The 16,489-nt window shown below is 43.5% G+C and carries 9 protein-coding genes, 11 tRNA genes, 5 rRNA genes and 3 pseudogenes (1 of these 28 running past the window's edge); 26 read left to right on the top strand and 2 right to left on the bottom strand.

Annotated elements, in window-relative coordinates; genetic code table 11:
• Positions 1–18: 18 nt before the first annotated feature.
• From rplO to rplQ, 9 genes are all read left to right on the top strand, one after another.
• Positions 19–459, top strand: coding sequence for a 50S ribosomal protein L15 (gene rplO, locus SMA_RS00435; RefSeq protein ID WP_014293745.1), 441 nt, complete (start codon positions 19–21; stop codon positions 457–459).
• Positions 460–474: 15 nt separating this feature from the next.
• Positions 475–1,779: a preprotein translocase subunit SecY gene (secY, locus tag SMA_RS00440; protein ID WP_014293746.1), complete on the top strand. Its 1,305-nt coding sequence runs from the start codon at positions 475–477 to the stop codon at positions 1,777–1,779.
• A 96-nt stretch (positions 1,780–1,875) separates the two neighbouring features.
• On the top strand, positions 1,876–2,517 hold the full coding sequence (locus SMA_RS00445; RefSeq protein ID WP_014293747.1) for an adenylate kinase: 642 nt from the start codon (positions 1,876–1,878) through the stop codon (positions 2,515–2,517).
• A gap of 119 nt (positions 2,518–2,636) precedes the next feature.
• Positions 2,637–2,855 (top strand): translation initiation factor IF-1, encoded by a 219-nt coding sequence (gene infA / locus SMA_RS00450; RefSeq protein ID WP_001040189.1) that lies wholly within the window; start codon positions 2,637–2,639, stop codon positions 2,853–2,855.
• 25 nt (positions 2,856–2,880) lie between these two features.
• Positions 2,881–2,997: a 50S ribosomal protein L36 gene (gene rpmJ / locus SMA_RS00455; protein ID WP_014293748.1), complete on the top strand. Its 117-nt coding sequence runs from the start codon at positions 2,881–2,883 to the stop codon at positions 2,995–2,997.
• Positions 2,998–3,015: 18 nt separating this feature from the next.
• The gene (gene rpsM / locus SMA_RS00460; protein WP_014293749.1) at positions 3,016–3,381 is read left to right on the top strand and encodes a 30S ribosomal protein S13; all 366 of its coding nucleotides are present in this window, start codon (positions 3,016–3,018) and stop codon (positions 3,379–3,381) included.
• Positions 3,382–3,398: 17 nt separating this feature from the next.
• Positions 3,399–3,782, top strand: coding sequence for a 30S ribosomal protein S11 (rpsK, locus tag SMA_RS00465; RefSeq protein WP_003062885.1), 384 nt, complete (start codon positions 3,399–3,401; stop codon positions 3,780–3,782).
• Between the two features lie 48 nt (positions 3,783–3,830).
• Positions 3,831–4,769, top strand: a complete 939-nt coding sequence (locus SMA_RS00470; protein WP_014293750.1) for a DNA-directed RNA polymerase subunit alpha — start codon at positions 3,831–3,833, stop codon at positions 4,767–4,769.
• A 14-nt stretch (positions 4,770–4,783) separates the two neighbouring features.
• Entirely contained in the window at positions 4,784–5,170 is a 387-nt protein-coding gene (rplQ, locus tag SMA_RS00475; protein ID WP_003062890.1) for a 50S ribosomal protein L17, read from the top strand.
• Positions 5,171–5,489: 319 nt separating this feature from the next.
• On the opposite strand, the pseudogene SMA_RS10705 reads toward rplQ, so the two are convergent.
• Positions 5,490–6,252, bottom strand: a pseudogene (locus SMA_RS10705) (ISL3 family transposase); the annotation flags it as partial.
• 38 nt (positions 6,253–6,290) lie between these two features.
• Here SMA_RS10705 and SMA_RS10710 point away from each other — a divergent pair.
• A pseudogene (locus SMA_RS10710) lies at positions 6,291–7,338 on the top strand (IS630 family transposase).
• A 36-nt stretch (positions 7,339–7,374) separates the two neighbouring features.
• On the opposite strand, the pseudogene SMA_RS00495 reads toward SMA_RS10710, so the two are convergent.
• A pseudogene (locus SMA_RS00495) lies at positions 7,375–7,896 on the bottom strand (ISL3 family transposase); the annotation flags it as partial.
• Positions 7,897–8,340: 444 nt separating this feature from the next.
• On the opposite strand from SMA_RS00495, the gene SMA_RS00500 reads away from it, so the two are divergent.
• The 16 genes from SMA_RS00500 to SMA_RS00575 form a co-directional block, all read left to right on the top strand.
• Positions 8,341–9,889: ribosomal RNA gene (locus tag SMA_RS00500) — 16S ribosomal RNA — on the top strand.
• A gap of 57 nt (positions 9,890–9,946) precedes the next feature.
• A tRNA-Ala gene (locus SMA_RS00505) sits at positions 9,947–10,019 on the top strand.
• A gap of 144 nt (positions 10,020–10,163) precedes the next feature.
• Positions 10,164–13,063 (top strand): 23S ribosomal RNA (locus tag SMA_RS00510).
• Between the two features lie 81 nt (positions 13,064–13,144).
• A 5S ribosomal RNA gene (gene rrf, locus SMA_RS00515) occupies positions 13,145–13,260 on the top strand.
• A 4-nt stretch (positions 13,261–13,264) separates the two neighbouring features.
• Positions 13,265–13,337, top strand: a tRNA-Val gene (locus tag SMA_RS00520).
• 22 nt (positions 13,338–13,359) lie between these two features.
• Positions 13,360–13,432 (top strand) — tRNA-Asp (locus SMA_RS00525).
• Positions 13,433–13,435: 3 nt separating this feature from the next.
• Positions 13,436–13,508, top strand: a tRNA-Lys gene (locus tag SMA_RS00530).
• A 9-nt stretch (positions 13,509–13,517) separates the two neighbouring features.
• Positions 13,518–13,599, top strand: a tRNA-Leu gene (locus tag SMA_RS00535).
• Positions 13,600–13,611: 12 nt separating this feature from the next.
• Positions 13,612–13,684: transfer RNA gene (locus SMA_RS00540), tRNA-Thr, on the top strand.
• Positions 13,685–13,699: 15 nt separating this feature from the next.
• Positions 13,700–13,771, top strand: a tRNA-Gly gene (locus SMA_RS00545).
• A gap of 7 nt (positions 13,772–13,778) precedes the next feature.
• Positions 13,779–13,864: transfer RNA gene (locus tag SMA_RS00550), tRNA-Leu, on the top strand.
• Positions 13,865–13,880: 16 nt separating this feature from the next.
• Positions 13,881–13,954 (top strand) — tRNA-Arg (locus tag SMA_RS00555).
• Positions 13,955–13,959: 5 nt separating this feature from the next.
• Positions 13,960–14,033, top strand: a tRNA-Pro gene (locus SMA_RS00560).
• 117 nt (positions 14,034–14,150) lie between these two features.
• Positions 14,151–15,699 (top strand): 16S ribosomal RNA (locus tag SMA_RS00565).
• 57 nt (positions 15,700–15,756) lie between these two features.
• A tRNA-Ala gene (locus SMA_RS00570) sits at positions 15,757–15,829 on the top strand.
• A gap of 144 nt (positions 15,830–15,973) precedes the next feature.
• Positions 15,974–16,489, top strand: a 23S ribosomal RNA gene (locus SMA_RS00575); it runs 2,384 nt beyond the window's last position.
• Together the 16S, 23S and 5S rRNA genes with 11 tRNA genes alongside form the textbook arrangement of a ribosomal RNA operon.

Consider the following 16,489-nt stretch of genomic DNA (forward strand, 5'->3'; position numbering starts at 1 on the left):
ATAAGGAGAAAATTAATAATGAAACTTCATGAACTTAAACCAGCAGAAGGTTCTCGTAAAGTACGTAACCGTGTAGGTCGTGGTACTTCATCTGGTAATGGTAAAACAGCTGGACGTGGTCAAAAAGGTCAAAAAGCTCGTAGCGGTGGTAAAGTACGTCTTGGTTTTGAAGGTGGACAAACTCCATTGTTCCGTCGTATGCCAAAACGTGGTTTCTTGAATATCAACACTAAAGAATACGCTCTTGTAAACCTTGACCAACTTAACGTCTTTGAAGACGGTACTGAAGTAACTCCAGTTGTGCTTAAAGAATCTGGAATTATCCGTGCTGAAAAATCAGGTGTTAAAGTTCTTGGTAACGGCGAATTGACTAAAAAATTGACTGTCAAAGCAGCTAAATTCTCAAAATCTGCTGAAGCAGCTATTACTGCAAAAGGTGGTTCAATCGAAGTCATCTAATGAGGAGGACTTAGTATGTTCTTTAAATTACTTAAAGATGCACTAAAGGTAAAAAATGTTAGAAATAAAATTTTCTTTACACTTTTTATCATCTTGGTTTTCCGCATTGGAACGCATATTACTGTGCCAGGTATCAATGCGAAAAGTCTTGAACAATTAGGGGAGGTTCCCTTTTTAAATATGTTGAACCTTGTTTCTGGTAATGCTATGAGTAACTTCTCTGTATTCTCTATGGGTGTTAGCCCATATATCACAGCATCCATCATCGTTCAACTGTTGCAAATGGATATCTTACCTAAATTTGTCGAATGGAGTAAACAAGGTGAAATAGGACGCCGTAAGCTTAATCAAGCAACGCGCTATATTTCACTCGTCCTAGCTTTCGTTCAATCTATTGGTATTACAGCAGGATTTAATACTCTTTCAAGTATTTCATTGGTATCAACACCAAATGTAAAGACTTATCTTCTCATTGGTGCCTTGTTAACAACAGGTAGTATGATTGTGACATGGCTTGGTGAGCAAATCACCGACAAAGGTTTTGGTAATGGTGTCTCAATGATTATCTTTGCAGGTATCATTTCATCGATTCCAAAAGCTATCTCAACAATTTATGAAGATTTTTTTGTGAATGTACGTTCAAGTGATTTATTATCTTCATACATCTTTGTAGCTTTGTTGATTGTGGCAGTATTGGCAATTGTATTCTTTACAACCTTTGTCCAACAAGCAGAATACAAAATTCCAATTCAATATACAAAACTTGTTCAAGGTGCGCCTACAAGTTCTTACCTTCCTTTAAAAATTAATCCAGCCGGCGTCATTCCCGTTATCTTTGCCAGCTCGATTACAACAATTCCAAGTACGATTATTCCGTTGATTTCAAATGGAAAAGACATTTCTTGGTTAACTACTCTAGAATCATTCTTGAATTACCAAACACCAAGTGGTATGGTAGTTTACGCGGTGCTAATTATTTTATTCTCATTCTTCTATACTTTTGTGCAAGTTAATCCTGAAAAAACAGCAGAAAACTTACAAAAAGGTGCGTCATATATTCCTAGTGTTCGACCTGGACGTGAAACAGAAGAGTACATGTCTTCACTCTTGAAGAAATTAGCTACTGTGGGTTCAATTTTCTTGGCGTTTATCTCATTAACACCAATTATCGCTCAACAAGCAATGAACCTATCTAGCAGTATTGCTCTTGGAGGAACAAGCTTACTTATCTTGATTTCAACAGGTATTGAAGGTATGAAACAACTTGAAGGCTATCTTTTGAAGAGACAGTATGTTGGTTTCATGAACACAGCAGAATAGAATATAGGTTGACTTAGTCAACCTTTCTATTTTGTTTTTGAATAAGTTTAGCACTTCGGTGTTAAATTTATTTAAAAACAAAATAAGGAGACTATCATGAATCTTTTAATCATGGGTTTACCAGGTGCTGGTAAAGGAACTCAAGCAGCAAAAATTGTTGAAAAATTTGGTGTAGTTCATATTTCTACTGGAGATATGTTCCGCGCTGCAATGGCAAACAAAACTGAAATGGGTGTCCTTGCAAAATCATTCATCGACAAAGGCGAACTTGTACCAGATGAAGTTACGAACGGTATCGTTAAAGAACGTTTAGCACAAGATGACATCGCAGAAAAAGGCTTTTTGCTGGATGGCTATCCACGTACTATTGAACAAGCACACGCTTTAGATGAAACACTTAGCAACTTGGATCTTAAATTAGATGGTGTGATTAACATTGAAGTTAACCCAGAATCACTTATTGAACGTTTAAGCGGTCGTATTATCAACCGTAAAACTGGCGAAACTTTCCACAAAGTATTCAATCCACCAGTTGGTGACTACAATGAAGATGACTTCTACCAACGTGAGGATGATAAACCTGAAACTGTAAAACGTCGTCTTGATGTTAATATCGCTCAAGGTGCACCAATCATTGAACATTACCGCAAAGCAGGTATTGTCTTTGACATTCAAGGTAACCAAGACATTGATGATGTTTTTGCAGATATTGTTAAAGCTATCTCATCATTAAAATAATTTAAGAATTTTCTACTTGCACAAGTAGAAAAGACATGATATAATAGGCTAGTCTGGCTTATAATTGTTACCTCTGTGCTCAGAGGACATCAAATCGAAATTTAGGGGGGTACTTTTGCGTGGCAAAAGAAGATGTGATTGAAATTGAAGGTAAAGTTGTTGAGACGATGCCTAATGCAATGTTTACTGTTGAGTTAGAAAATGGACACCAAATCTTGGCAACTGTATCAGGAAAGATCCGTAAAAACTACATTCGTATTTTGGTAGGTGACCGTGTTACTGTTGAAATGAGTCCGTATGATTTGACACGTGGACGCATCACATACCGCTTTAAATAATCGAAATAATTGGAGGGATTAAAAAATGAAGGTAAAACCATCAGTCAAACCAATTTGCGAATACTGTAAAGTTATTCGTCGTAACGGTCGTGTTATGGTAATTTGTCCATCAAATCCAAAACACAAACAACGTCAAGGATAATTATAGAAAGGAGAAAAAATGGCTCGTATTGCTGGAGTTGATATTCCAAATGAAAAACGTGTAGTAATTTCACTTACTTATGTGTACGGTATCGGTCTTGCTACTTCTAAGAAAATCTTAGCTGCAGCTGGTGTTTCAGAAGATACCCGTGTTAAAGATTTAACATCAGATCAAGAAGATGCTATCCGTCGTGAAGTTGATGCAATTAAAGTTGAAGGTGACCTTCGTCGTGAAGTAAACTTGAACATCAAACGTTTGATGGAAATCGGTTCATATCGTGGTATCCGTCACCGTCGTGGACTTCCTGTCCGTGGACAAAACACTAAAAATAACGCTCGCACTCGTAAAGGTAAAGCTGTTGCGATTGCAGGTAAGAAAAAATAAAATAGGAGGTAAAAAAATTGGCTAAACCAACACGTAAACGTCGTGTGAAAAAGAACATCGAATCTGGTGTTGCTCATATTCACGCTACATTTAATAACACTATTGTTATGATTACAGATGTGCATGGTAATGCAATTGCTTGGTCATCAGCTGGTGCTCTTGGATTCAAAGGTTCTCGTAAATCTACTCCATTCGCTGCACAAATGGCTGCTGAAGCTGCTGCAAAATCTGCACAAGAACATGGTCTTAAAACCGTTGAAGTTACTGTAAAAGGTCCTGGTTCAGGTCGTGAGTCTGCTATTCGTGCTCTTGCTGCGGCTGGTCTTGAAGTGACTTCAATCCGTGACGTTACTCCTGTACCACATAATGGTGCTCGTCCTCCAAAACGTCGTCGTGTGTAATCGTAATTGTTAATAGTACACAAGATTCGTTTCGAGGGAGTATAATAAATGATTGAGTTTGAAAAACCAATAATAACAAAAATTGATGAAAATAAAGATTACGGCAGATTTGTCATTGAACCACTTGAACGTGGCTATGGGACAACTCTAGGTAATTCTCTTCGTCGTGTACTCTTGTCTTCACTCCCAGGTGCGGCAGTAACATCAATTAAAATTGATGGAGTACTCCACGAATTTGACACTATTCCAGGTGTACGCGAAGATGTTATGCAAATCATCCTTAATATTAAGGGACTTGCAGTGAAATCTTATGTTGATGATGAAAAAATTATCGAACTTGATGTTGAAGGTCCGGCAGAAGTTACTGCGGGAGATATTTTAACAGATAGCGATGTTGAAATCGTCAACCCCGACCACTATCTCTTTACAATTGCTGAAGGACACAGTTTGAAAGCTACAATGACTGTTGCTAAAGAACGTGGTTATGTCTCAGCAGAAGGTAATAAAAAAGAAGATGCTCCAGTGGGAACATTGGCTGTAGATTCAATCTACACACCAGTGAAAAAAGTTAATTATCAAGTTGAACCTGCTCGTGTAGGTAGCAATGATGGCTTTGATAAATTAACAATCGAAATCATGACAAATGGCACAATCATTCCTGAAGATGCTTTAGGTCTTTCTGCTCGTGTCTTGATTGAACACTTGAACCTCTTTACTGACCTTACAGAAGTGGCTAAAAGCACTGATGTAATGAAAGAAACTGAGAAAGTGAACGATGAGAAAGTGCTTGACCGTACCATCGAAGATCTTGATTTGTCAGTTCGCTCATACAACTGTCTTAAACGTGCAGGTATCAATACTGTATTTGATTTGACAGAAAAAACTGAGCCCGAAATGATGAAAGTCCGTAACCTTGGTCGTAAGAGCCTTGAAGAAGTCAAAGTTAAACTTGCTGATCTTGGACTCGGACTCAAAAATGATAAATAATATAGGAGGATAAAATGGCTTACCGTAAACTAGGACGCACTAGCTCACAACGTAAAGCAATGCTTCGTGATTTAACAACAGATCTTTTGATTAACGAATCTATTGTAACAACAGAAGCTCGTGCTAAAGAAATCCGTAAAACAGTTGAAAAAATGATTACTTTAGGTAAACGTGGTGATCTTCATGCTCGTCGTCAAGCAGCTGCTTTCGTACGTAATGAAATTGCATCTGAAAACTTTGATGAAGCTACTGAAAAATACACTTCACAAACAGCTCTTCAAAAACTTTTCGATGAGATCGCACCTCGTTATGCAGAACGCAACGGTGGATACACTCGTATTCTTAAAACAGAACCTCGCCGTGGTGACGCTGCTCCAATGGCAATCATTGAATTAGTATAATTTTTATCAATTTTGTTGAGTGTTATGATGATGGAACTGAAAAGTTCTTAGTCTAGCTCTGGTCTACCGCTAGGATTTTTCCTAGCGGGAACACTCATCATATTGGTGTTTTTAGTAACGCTTGTTTACGAAATGTCTCTAGATTAGAAACACTTCGTAAGCAGGCGTTTTTGAGTTTCTTTGACTCGTTGTTAATTGTCGTAGATGACAAATTTAATCCCTAGCGAGAATAATTTTTAGTCTTATTTTTAATAGTTCAAAGAATTTTTGAAAAAACTAAATTACTTTTTCTCTTTGTCAACTGTAGTGGGTGGCAAAATTAAGCTCTAGCGAGAACGATTTTTGTTCTCGCATTTTTGATGTTCAAAGCAAGATAAATGCGTTTTTTAAAGTTGTCAAAGTTCCTGTAACCAAAAGCGTTTCGTTTAATATCTTTGATGAGCCTGTTGGTTGCTTCAAGTTTGGCATTAGAATAGGGAAGCTTAATGGCATTAGTGATGTATTTCTGATAACGACTGAAGGTTGTTAGTGCAATTTTTAAAAGGCTGATTAAGTTGAGGTAAAGCTTCCTGAATTAATCCAAAGAATTGTTCAATGTTCTTTTCTTGTAAGTGGAAAAGAAGTAATTGATAAAGGTTGTAGTATTTTTCAAGTTGCGGAACGTGTTTAAAAATTTTGTCTAAACACTCTTTAGGCGTTAACGTTTCTCTGAAAGTCCTTGAATAAAAAGCATTAGGCGATAGTTTTCGACTATCCTTTTGAATGAGTTTCCAGTAATATTTAAGGATATGGTATTCAAGAGGCTTCTTCTCAAATGCTTTCATCATTTGAATACGAGCCTGTTTTAGCGCTCTGTTCATGTGTTGGACAATATGAAAACGGTCAAGAACGATTTTAGCGTTAGGAAAAAGCAGCTTAACCAGAGGCATATAGTTGCTAGACATGTCCATAATAACGATTTTCACCCTTTCTCGAGCTTCTTTAGAGTATTTGAAAAAGTGATTGCGAATGGTTGTTTGTCGTCTGTTATCAAGAATGGTTATGATTTTCTTCGTGTTATAGTCTTGAGCAATAAAAGCTAATACTTAATAAAAATCAAAAATAGCGTTATAATAGTATTATGATAAAAGAACTTACCCAAACACAAGTCGAAGAATTGACGCAAGTACTTAAAAATAAAAATGATGCTCCGCATCATAGAAAATACAGACACTCATTCTTTATTCTGAATGCAATAAAAAGTAGCCAAATCAGTAGGCTTTGTCCATCAGAAAGTCCGAAACTTATTGAATCGCTATTTAAGTGGTGGCTTAGAGGGCCTATTAAAGGAAAATCGTGGTGGTCGCCACCGCTCATATATGATGCATGAGGAGGAAGAAGCTTTCCTTAAAGAGCAACTCTCTTCTTCCTTGAATGGAGAATTCCTTACCGTTAACTCTCTCTTTAAAGCCTATTAAGAGAGAGTTGGGCACAAGACAACCCGAGAAGGTTTCTATGCTCTCCTGAAGCGTCATGGTTGGCGTAAGGCTAGCCCCCGTCCCCAATATCCGAAAAAAGCAGACGCCAAAACCATTTTAGCGTCTAAAATAAAATCTTTATTCGAGGAGAGAGTGAGTAAGCGTTTTATTGATGGGAAACAATATCAAAAAATCCACCTTATGTATCAAGATGAGGCGGGTTTTGGGCGTATCAGTAAACTTGGTTCATGTTGGTCTTCAAAAGGTTATCGTCCTCACATAGCAAGTCACCATATTCGGGAGTACCGCTATTGTTATGAAGCTGTGGATGCCCATACAGGTGACTCATTTTTCATCATAGCGGGTGGATGTAATAGTGATTGGATGAATGAATTTCTACGCCAGCTATCGGTAGCTTATCCAGAAGATTATATTATTTTAGTCATGGATAATGCCATCTGGCATAAATCTCAGACGTTCAATATTCCTAAGAATATTGAATTTACTTTCATTCCACTCTATACACCTGAAATGAATCCTATTGAGCAAGTCTGGGCTGAGATTCATAAACTTGGTTTCAAGAATAAAGTATTTAAGACTTTAAATGAGGTAATCGATAAACTTAAAGAGGTTATTGAAACCTTATCTTCTGCTCAACTTAAATCAATTGTACATAGAGACTGGACTTCAGCTATTTTTGATTTTAACTAAGTATAATTTTCCCTTTTGGTAAGAGGATTCATCTCAAGACAGTACTTCAGGTAAGGTTGAAAAGTTATCCTTGAACTGCAATTGCTTAAGCTTGCGATACACAGTTGAGGTCGAGATGGCAAGTTTTTCGGCGATGTGCGTTAAAGCTTCTCGCTTAAGCAAGAGCTGAGCGATTTTCTGCTTCACAAGTTCAGAAATTTGACAGTTCTTCTGAACAAGAGATGTCTCCGAAACCGTCACTTTACGGTAGTCTTTGCATTGAAATCTTCTCTTCTTCAAGCGAATAAGACCAGGAAGTCCACCAATCTCAATAAAAGGAATCTTAGAAGGCTTTTGAAAGTCGTATTTGATTCGTTTTCCTTGGCAATGACAACACTTAGGTGGTGTGTAATCTAGCGTAGCTTGCACCTCACGGGTAATTGTCGAACGATTTCGCCCTAATAGACGGGCAATCTCAGCAGGCTTTTTCCCCATCTTCAAATAGGCACTAATTTCACCTCGCTCAGAGGGTGATAAGTGAGAATAACGAGACTTTTTGGTAGAATGAGTTTGGGACATGTTTATCGCCTTTCTATACTGAGTTGGGGAATTCTAGTATATCAGACGATCATGTCTTTTTTGTTACACTTCATTTTACAACGCGGCTCAGAAAATTTCTTAAAAATAGTTGACAGTTTTTTCTAAGTTTAGTATACTAGATAAGCTATCGCAAGAGAGCAGGTTTCAGGTTTACAGAAAAGCTAAAAAAGTTCTTGACAAAGTAAGCTTGAGATGATACACTAATATAGTTGTTGTCCGAGAGGGCGGCAGAAATCGGTTTGAAACAGAATTGAAAAAACTTTAAAAAAGTGGTTGACAAGCTATTTCAGATTTGATAGAATATAGAAGTTGTCTCACGAGAGACAAAGACCTTTGAAAACTGAACAAGACGAACCAAACGTGCGGGTTGAGAAATCGACCTGTTAAGAAAATAAATCTGTCAGTGACAGAATGAGAACAAGATTAAATGAGAGTTTGATCCTGGCTCAGGACGAACGCTGGCGGCGTGCCTAATACATGCAAGTAGAACGCTGAAGACTTTAGCTTGCTAGAGTTGGAAGAGTTGCGAACGGGTGAGTAACGCGTAGGTAACCTGCCTATTAGTGGGGGATAACTATTGGAAACGATAGCTAATACCGCATAATAGTGTTTAACACATGTTAGAGACTTAAAAGATGCAATTGCATCACTAGTAGATGGACCTGCGTTGTATTAGCTAGTTGGTGGGGTAACGGCCTACCAAGGCGACGATACATAGCCGACCTGAGAGGGTGATCGGCCACACTGGGACTGAGACACGGCCCAGACTCCTACGGGAGGCAGCAGTAGGGAATCTTCGGCAATGGGGGCAACCCTGACCGAGCAACGCCGCGTGAGTGAAGAAGGTTTTCGGATCGTAAAGCTCTGTTGTAAGAGAAGAACGTGTGTGAGAGTGGAAAGTTCACACAGTGACGGTAACTTACCAGAAAGGGACGGCTAACTACGTGCCAGCAGCCGCGGTAATACGTAGGTCCCGAGCGTTGTCCGGATTTATTGGGCGTAAAGCGAGCGCAGGCGGTTTAATAAGTCTGAAGTTAAAGGCAGTGGCTTAACCATTGTTCGCTTTGGAAACTGTTAAACTTGAGTGCAGAAGGGGAGAGTGGAATTCCATGTGTAGCGGTGAAATGCGTAGATATATGGAGGAACACCGGTGGCGAAAGCGGCTCTCTGGTCTGTAACTGACGCTGAGGCTCGAAAGCGTGGGGAGCAAACAGGATTAGATACCCTGGTAGTCCACGCCGTAAACGATGAGTGCTAGGTGTTAGGCCCTTTCCGGGGCTTAGTGCCGCAGCTAACGCATTAAGCACTCCGCCTGGGGAGTACGACCGCAAGGTTGAAACTCAAAGGAATTGACGGGGGCCCGCACAAGCGGTGGAGCATGTGGTTTAATTCGAAGCAACGCGAAGAACCTTACCAGGTCTTGACATCCCGATGCTATTTCTAGAGATAGAAAGTTTCTTCGGAACATCGGTGACAGGTGGTGCATGGTTGTCGTCAGCTCGTGTCGTGAGATGTTGGGTTAAGTCCCGCAACGAGCGCAACCCCTATTGTTAGTTGCCATCATTCAGTTGGGCACTCTAGCGAGACTGCCGGTGATAAACCGGAGGAAGGTGGGGATGACGTCAAATCATCATGCCCCTTATGACCTGGGCTACACACGTGCTACAATGGTTGGTACAACGAGTCGCAAGCCGGTGACGGCAAGCAAATCTCTTAAAGCCAATCTCAGTTCGGATTGTAGGCTGCAACTCGCCTACATGAAGTCGGAATCGCTAGTAATCGCGGATCAGCACGCCGCGGTGAATACGTTCCCGGGCCTTGTACACACCGCCCGTCACACCACGAGAGTTTGTAACACCCGAAGTCGGTGAGGTAACCTTTTAGGAGCCAGCCGCCTAAGGTGGGACAGATGATTGGGGTGAAGTCGTAACAAGGTAGCCGTATCGGAAGGTGCGGCTGGATCACCTCCTTTCTAAGGAAAAAACGGAAGCACGTTTGGGAAGTCTTGTTTAGTTTTGAGAGGTCTTGTGGGGCCTTAGCTCAGCTGGGAGAGCGCCTGCTTTGCACGCAGGAGGTCAGCGGTTCGATCCCGCTAGGCTCCATTGAATCGAAAGATTCAAGTTGATTGTCCATTGAAAATTGAATATCTATATCAAATTCCACAATTAGAAATAATTGTAGAAAGTAACAAGAAATAAACCGAAACGCTGTGATTTAATGAGTTTAAGGTCAGAAGACCAAAATAAGGTTAAGTTAATAAGGGCGCACGGTGGATGCCTTGGCACTAGAAGCCGATGAAGGACGTGACTAACGACGAAATGCTTTGGGGAGTTGTAAGTAAACATTGATCCAGAGATGTCCGAATGGGGGAACCCGGCATGTGATGCATGTCACTCATTACTGTTAAGGTAATGAAGAGGAAGACGCAGTGAACTGAAACATCTAAGTAGCTGCAGGAAGAGAAAGCAAATGCGATTGCCTTAGTAGCGGCGAGCGAAGCGGCAAGAGGGCAAACCGATGTGTTTACACATCGGGGTTGTAGGACTGCGCTGTGGGAAGTCAAGATTATAGAAGAATTACCTGGGAAGGTAAGCCAAAGAGAGTAACAGCCTCGTATTCGAAATAGTCTTAAACCCTAGCAGTATCCTGAGTACGGCGAGACACGAGAAATCTCGTTGGAATCTGGGAGGACCATCTCCCAACCCTAAATACTCTCTAGTGACCGATAGTGAACCAGTACCGTGAGGGAAAGGTGAAAAGCACCCCGGGAGGGGAGTGAAATAGAACCTGAAACCGTGTGCCTACAACAAGTTCGAGCCCGTTAATGGGTGAGAGCGTGCCTTTTGTAGAATGAACCGGCGAGTTACGATATGATGCGAGGTTAAGTTGAAGAGACGGAGCCGTAGGGAAACCGAGTCTTAATAGGGCGAATTAGTATCATGTCGTAGACCCGAAACCATGTGACCTACCCATGAGCAGGGTGAAGGTGAGGTAAAACTCACTGGAGGCCCGAACCAGGGCACGTTGAAAAGTGCTTGGATGACTTGTGGGTAGCGGAGAAATTCCAAACGAACTTGGAGATAGCTGGTTCTCTCCGAAATAGCTTTAGGGCTAGCGTCGATGTTAAGTCTCTTGGAGGTAGAGCACTGTTTGATTGAGGGGTCCATCCCGGATTACCAATATCAGATAAACTCCGAATGCCAACGAGATATAATCGGCAGTCAGACTGCGAGTGCTAAGATCCGTAGTCGAAAGGGAAACAGCCCAGACCACCAGCTAAGGTCCCAAAATATATGTTAAGTGGAAAAGGATGTGGGGTTGCACAGACAACTAGGATGTTAGCTTAGAAGCAGCTATTCATTCAAAGAGTGCGTAATAGCTCACTAGTCGAGTGACCCTGCGCCGAAAATGTACCGGGGCTAAAACATATTACCGAAGCTGTGGATACCTTTTAGGTATGGTAGGAGAGCGTTCTATGTGTGATGAAGGTGTACCGTGAGGAGCGCTGGAACGCATAGAAGTGAGAATGCCGGTATGAGTAGCGAAAGACAGGTGAGAATCCTGTCCACCGTATGACTAAGGTTTCCAGGGGAAGGCTCGTCCTCCCTGGGTTAGTCGGGACCTAAGGAGAGACCGAAAGGTGTATCCGATGGACAACAGGTTGATATTCCTGTACTAGAGTATATAGTGATGGAGGGACGCAGTAGGCTAACTAAAGCGTGCGATTGGAAGTGCACGTCTAAGCAGTGAGGTGTGATGTGAGTCAAATGCTTACGTCTATAACATTGAGCTGTGATGGGGAGTGAATTTAAGTAGCGAAGTTAGTGATGTCACACTGCCAAGAAAAGCTTCTAGCGTTAATTATACTCTACCCGTACCGCAAACCGACACAGGTAGTCGAGGCGAGTAGCCTCAGGTGAGCGAGAGAACTCTCGTTAAGGAACTCGGCAAAATGGCCCCGTAACTTCGGGAGAAGGGGCGCTGGCTTTAAGTCAGCCGCAGTGAATAGGCCCAAGCAACTGTTTATCAAAAACACAGCTCTCTGCTAAATCGTAAGATGATGTATAGGGGGTGACGCCTGCCCGGTGCTGGAAGGTTAAGAGGAGCGCTTAGCATTAGCGAAGGTGTGAATTGAAGCCCCAGTAAACGGCGGCCGTAACTATAACGGTCCTAAGGTAGCGAAATTCCTTGTCGGGTAAGTTCCGACCCGCACGAAAGGCGTAATGATTTGGGCACTGTCTCAACGAGAGACTCGGTGAAATTTTAGTACCTGTGAAGATGCAGGTTACCCGCGACAGGACGGAAAGACCCCATGGAGCTTTACTGCAGTTTGATATTGAGTATCTGTACCACATGTACAGGATAGGTAGGAGCCTAAGAAGCCGGGACGCTAGTTTCGGTGGAGGCGTTGTTGGGATACTACCCTTGTGTTATGGCTACTCTAACCCAGATAGGTGATCCCTATCGGAGACAGTGTCTGACGGGCAGTTTGACTGGGGCGGTCGCCTCCTAAAAGGTAACGGAGGCGCCCAAAGGTTCCCTCAGAATGGTTGGAAATCATTCGCAGAGTGTAAAGGTATAAGGGAGCTTGACTGCGAGAGCTACAACTCGAGCAGGGACGAAAGTCGGGCTTAGTGATCCGGTGGTTCCACATGGAAGGGCCATCGCTCAACGGATAAAAGCTACCCTGGGGATAACAGGCTTATCTCCCCCAAGAGTTCACATCGACGGGGAGGTTTGGCACCTCGATGTCGGCTCGTCGCATCCTGGGGCTGTAGTCGGTCCCAAGGGTTGGGCTGTTCGCCCATTAAAGCGGCACGCGAGCTGGGTTCAGAACGTCGTGAGACAGTTCGGTCCCTATCCGTCGCGGGCGTAGGAAATTTGAGAGGATCTGCTCCTAGTACGAGAGGACCAGAGTGGACTTACCGCTGGTGTACCAGTTGTCTTGCCAAAGGCATCGCTGGGTAGCTATGTAGGGAAGGGATAAACGCTGAAAGCATCTAAGTGTGAAGCCCACCTCAAGATGAGATTTCCCATGATTTTATATCAGTAAGAGCCCTGAGAGATGATCAGGTAGATAGGTTAGAAGTGGAAGTGTGGTGACACATGTAGCGGACTAATACTAATAGCTCGAGGACTTATCCAAAGTAACTGAGAATATTGACAGCGCGTCGGAAACTTGTTAAAATATATAGGTATTCAATTTTGATTGGATAATCAATCAGAGTTAAGTGATGATAGCCTAGGAGATACACCTGTTCCCATGCCGAACACAGAAGTTAAGCCCTAGAACGCCTGAAGTAGTTGGGGGTTTCCCCCTGTTAGATATGGTAGTCGCTTAGCAAAAGGGAGTTTAGCTCAGCTGGGAGAGCATCTGCCTTACAAGCAGAGGGTCAGCGGTTCGATCCCGTTAACTCCCATTAAGAAGGTAAATATACCAAAGGTCCCGTAGTGTAGCGGTTATCACGTCGCCCTGTCACGGCGAAGATCGCGGGTTCGATTCCCGTCGGGACCGTTTGACTCGTTAGCTCAGTTGGTAGAGCATCTGACTTTTAATCAGAGGGTCACTGGTTCGAGCCCAGTACGGGTCATAATATTATGCGGGTTTGGCGGAATTGGCAGACGCACCAGATTTAGGATCTGGCGCTTAACGGCGTGGGGGTTCAAGTCCCTTAACCCGCATTAGAAAAAGTAGCCGGCTTAGCTCAGTTGGTAGAGCATCTGATTTGTAATCAGAGGGTCGCGTGTTCAAGTCATGTAGCCGGCATAGGATACTCTTTATGCGAACGTAGTTCAGTGGTAGAACATCACCTTGCCAAGGTGGGGGTCGCGGGTTCGAATCCCGTCGTTCGCTTGTAGAGGCCGGGGTGGCGGAACTGGCAGACGCACAGGACTTAAAATCCTGCGAAGGGTAACCTTCGTACCGGTTCGATTCCGGTCCTCGGCAGAAAATTTAATAAGATGCACCCTTGGCTCAACTGGATAGAGTACCTGACTACGAATCAGGCGGTTGCAGGTTCGAATCCTGCAGGGTGCATATTTCGGGAAGTAGCTCAGCTTGGTAGAGCACTTGGTTTGGGACCAAGGGGTCGCAGGTTCGAATCCTGTCTTCCCGATGTGAATTCTGAAATTCACAAAGACCTTTGAAAACTGAACAAGACGAACCAAACGTGCGGGTTGAGAAATCGACCTGTTAAGAAAATAAATCTGTCAGTGACAGAATGAGAACAAGATTAAATGAGAGTTTGATCCTGGCTCAGGACGAACGCTGGCGGCGTGCCTAATACATGCAAGTAGAACGCTGAAGACTTTAGCTTGCTAGAGTTGGAAGAGTTGCGAACGGGTGAGTAACGCGTAGGTAACCTGCCTATTAGTGGGGGATAACTATTGGAAACGATAGCTAATACCGCATAATAGTGTTTAACACATGTTAGAGACTTAAAAGATGCAATTGCATCACTAGTAGATGGACCTGCGTTGTATTAGCTAGTTGGTGGGGTAACGGCCTACCAAGGCGACGATACATAGCCGACCTGAGAGGGTGATCGGCCACACTGGGACTGAGACACGGCCCAGACTCCTACGGGAGGCAGCAGTAGGGAATCTTCGGCAATGGGGGCAACCCTGACCGAGCAACGCCGCGTGAGTGAAGAAGGTTTTCGGATCGTAAAGCTCTGTTGTAAGAGAAGAACGTGTGTGAGAGTGGAAAGTTCACACAGTGACGGTAACTTACCAGAAAGGGACGGCTAACTACGTGCCAGCAGCCGCGGTAATACGTAGGTCCCGAGCGTTGTCCGGATTTATTGGGCGTAAAGCGAGCGCAGGCGGTTTAATAAGTCTGAAGTTAAAGGCAGTGGCTTAACCATTGTTCGCTTTGGAAACTGTTAAACTTGAGTGCAGAAGGGGAGAGTGGAATTCCATGTGTAGCGGTGAAATGCGTAGATATATGGAGGAACACCGGTGGCGAAAGCGGCTCTCTGGTCTGTAACTGACGCTGAGGCTCGAAAGCGTGGGGAGCAAACAGGATTAGATACCCTGGTAGTCCACGCCGTAAACGATGAGTGCTAGGTGTTAGGCCCTTTCCGGGGCTTAGTGCCGCAGCTAACGCATTAAGCACTCCGCCTGGGGAGTACGACCGCAAGGTTGAAACTCAAAGGAATTGACGGGGGCCCGCACAAGCGGTGGAGCATGTGGTTTAATTCGAAGCAACGCGAAGAACCTTACCAGGTCTTGACATCCCGATGCTATTTCTAGAGATAGAAAGTTTCTTCGGAACATCGGTGACAGGTGGTGCATGGTTGTCGTCAGCTCGTGTCGTGAGATGTTGGGTTAAGTCCCGCAACGAGCGCAACCCCTATTGTTAGTTGCCATCATTCAGTTGGGCACTCTAGCGAGACTGCCGGTGATAAACCGGAGGAAGGTGGGGATGACGTCAAATCATCATGCCCCTTATGACCTGGGCTACACACGTGCTACAATGGTTGGTACAACGAGTCGCAAGCCGGTGACGGCAAGCAAATCTCTTAAAGCCAATCTCAGTTCGGATTGTAGGCTGCAACTCGCCTACATGAAGTCGGAATCGCTAGTAATCGCGGATCAGCACGCCGCGGTGAATACGTTCCCGGGCCTTGTACACACCGCCCGTCACACCACGAGAGTTTGTAACACCCGAAGTCGGTGAGGTAACCTTTTAGGAGCCAGCCGCCTAAGGTGGGACAGATGATTGGGGTGAAGTCGTAACAAGGTAGCCGTATCGGAAGGTGCGGCTGGATCACCTCCTTTCTAAGGAAAAAACGGAAGCACGTTTGGGAAGTCTTGTTTAGTTTTGAGAGGTCTTGTGGGGCCTTAGCTCAGCTGGGAGAGCGCCTGCTTTGCACGCAGGAGGTCAGCGGTTCGATCCCGCTAGGCTCCATTGAATCGAAAGATTCAAGTTGATTGTCCATTGAAAATTGAATATCTATATCAAATTCCACAATTAGAAATAATTGTAGAAAGTAACAAGAAATAAACCGAAACGCTGTGATTTAATGAGTTTAAGGTCAGAAGACCAAAATAAGGTTAAGTTAATAAGGGCGCACGGTGGATGCCTTGGCACTAGAAGCCGATGAAGGACGTGACTAACGACGAAATGCTTTGGGGAGTTGTAAGTAAACATTGATCCAGAGATGTCCGAATGGGGGAACCCGGCATGTGATGCATGTCACTCATTACTGTTAAGGTAATGAAGAGGAAGACGCAGTGAACTGAAACATCTAAGTAGCTGCAGGAAGAGAAAGCAAATGCGATTGCCTTAGTAGCGGCGAGCGAAGCGGCAAGAGGGCAAACCGATGTGTTTACACATCGGGGTTGTAGGACTGCGCTGTGGGAAGTCAAGATTATAGAAGAATTACCTGGGAAGGTAAGCCAAAGAGAGTAACAGCCTCGTATTCGAAATAGTCTTAAACCCTAGCAGTATCCTGAGTACGGCGAGACACGAGAAATCTCGTTGGAATCTGGGAGGACCATCTCCCAACCCTAAATACTCTCTAGTGACCGATAGTGAACCAGTACCGTGAGGGAAAGGTGAAAAGCA

The organism is Streptococcus macedonicus ACA-DC 198 (assembly GCA_000283635.1).
Taxonomy (GTDB): Bacteria; Bacillota; Bacilli; order Lactobacillales; family Streptococcaceae; genus Streptococcus; species Streptococcus macedonicus.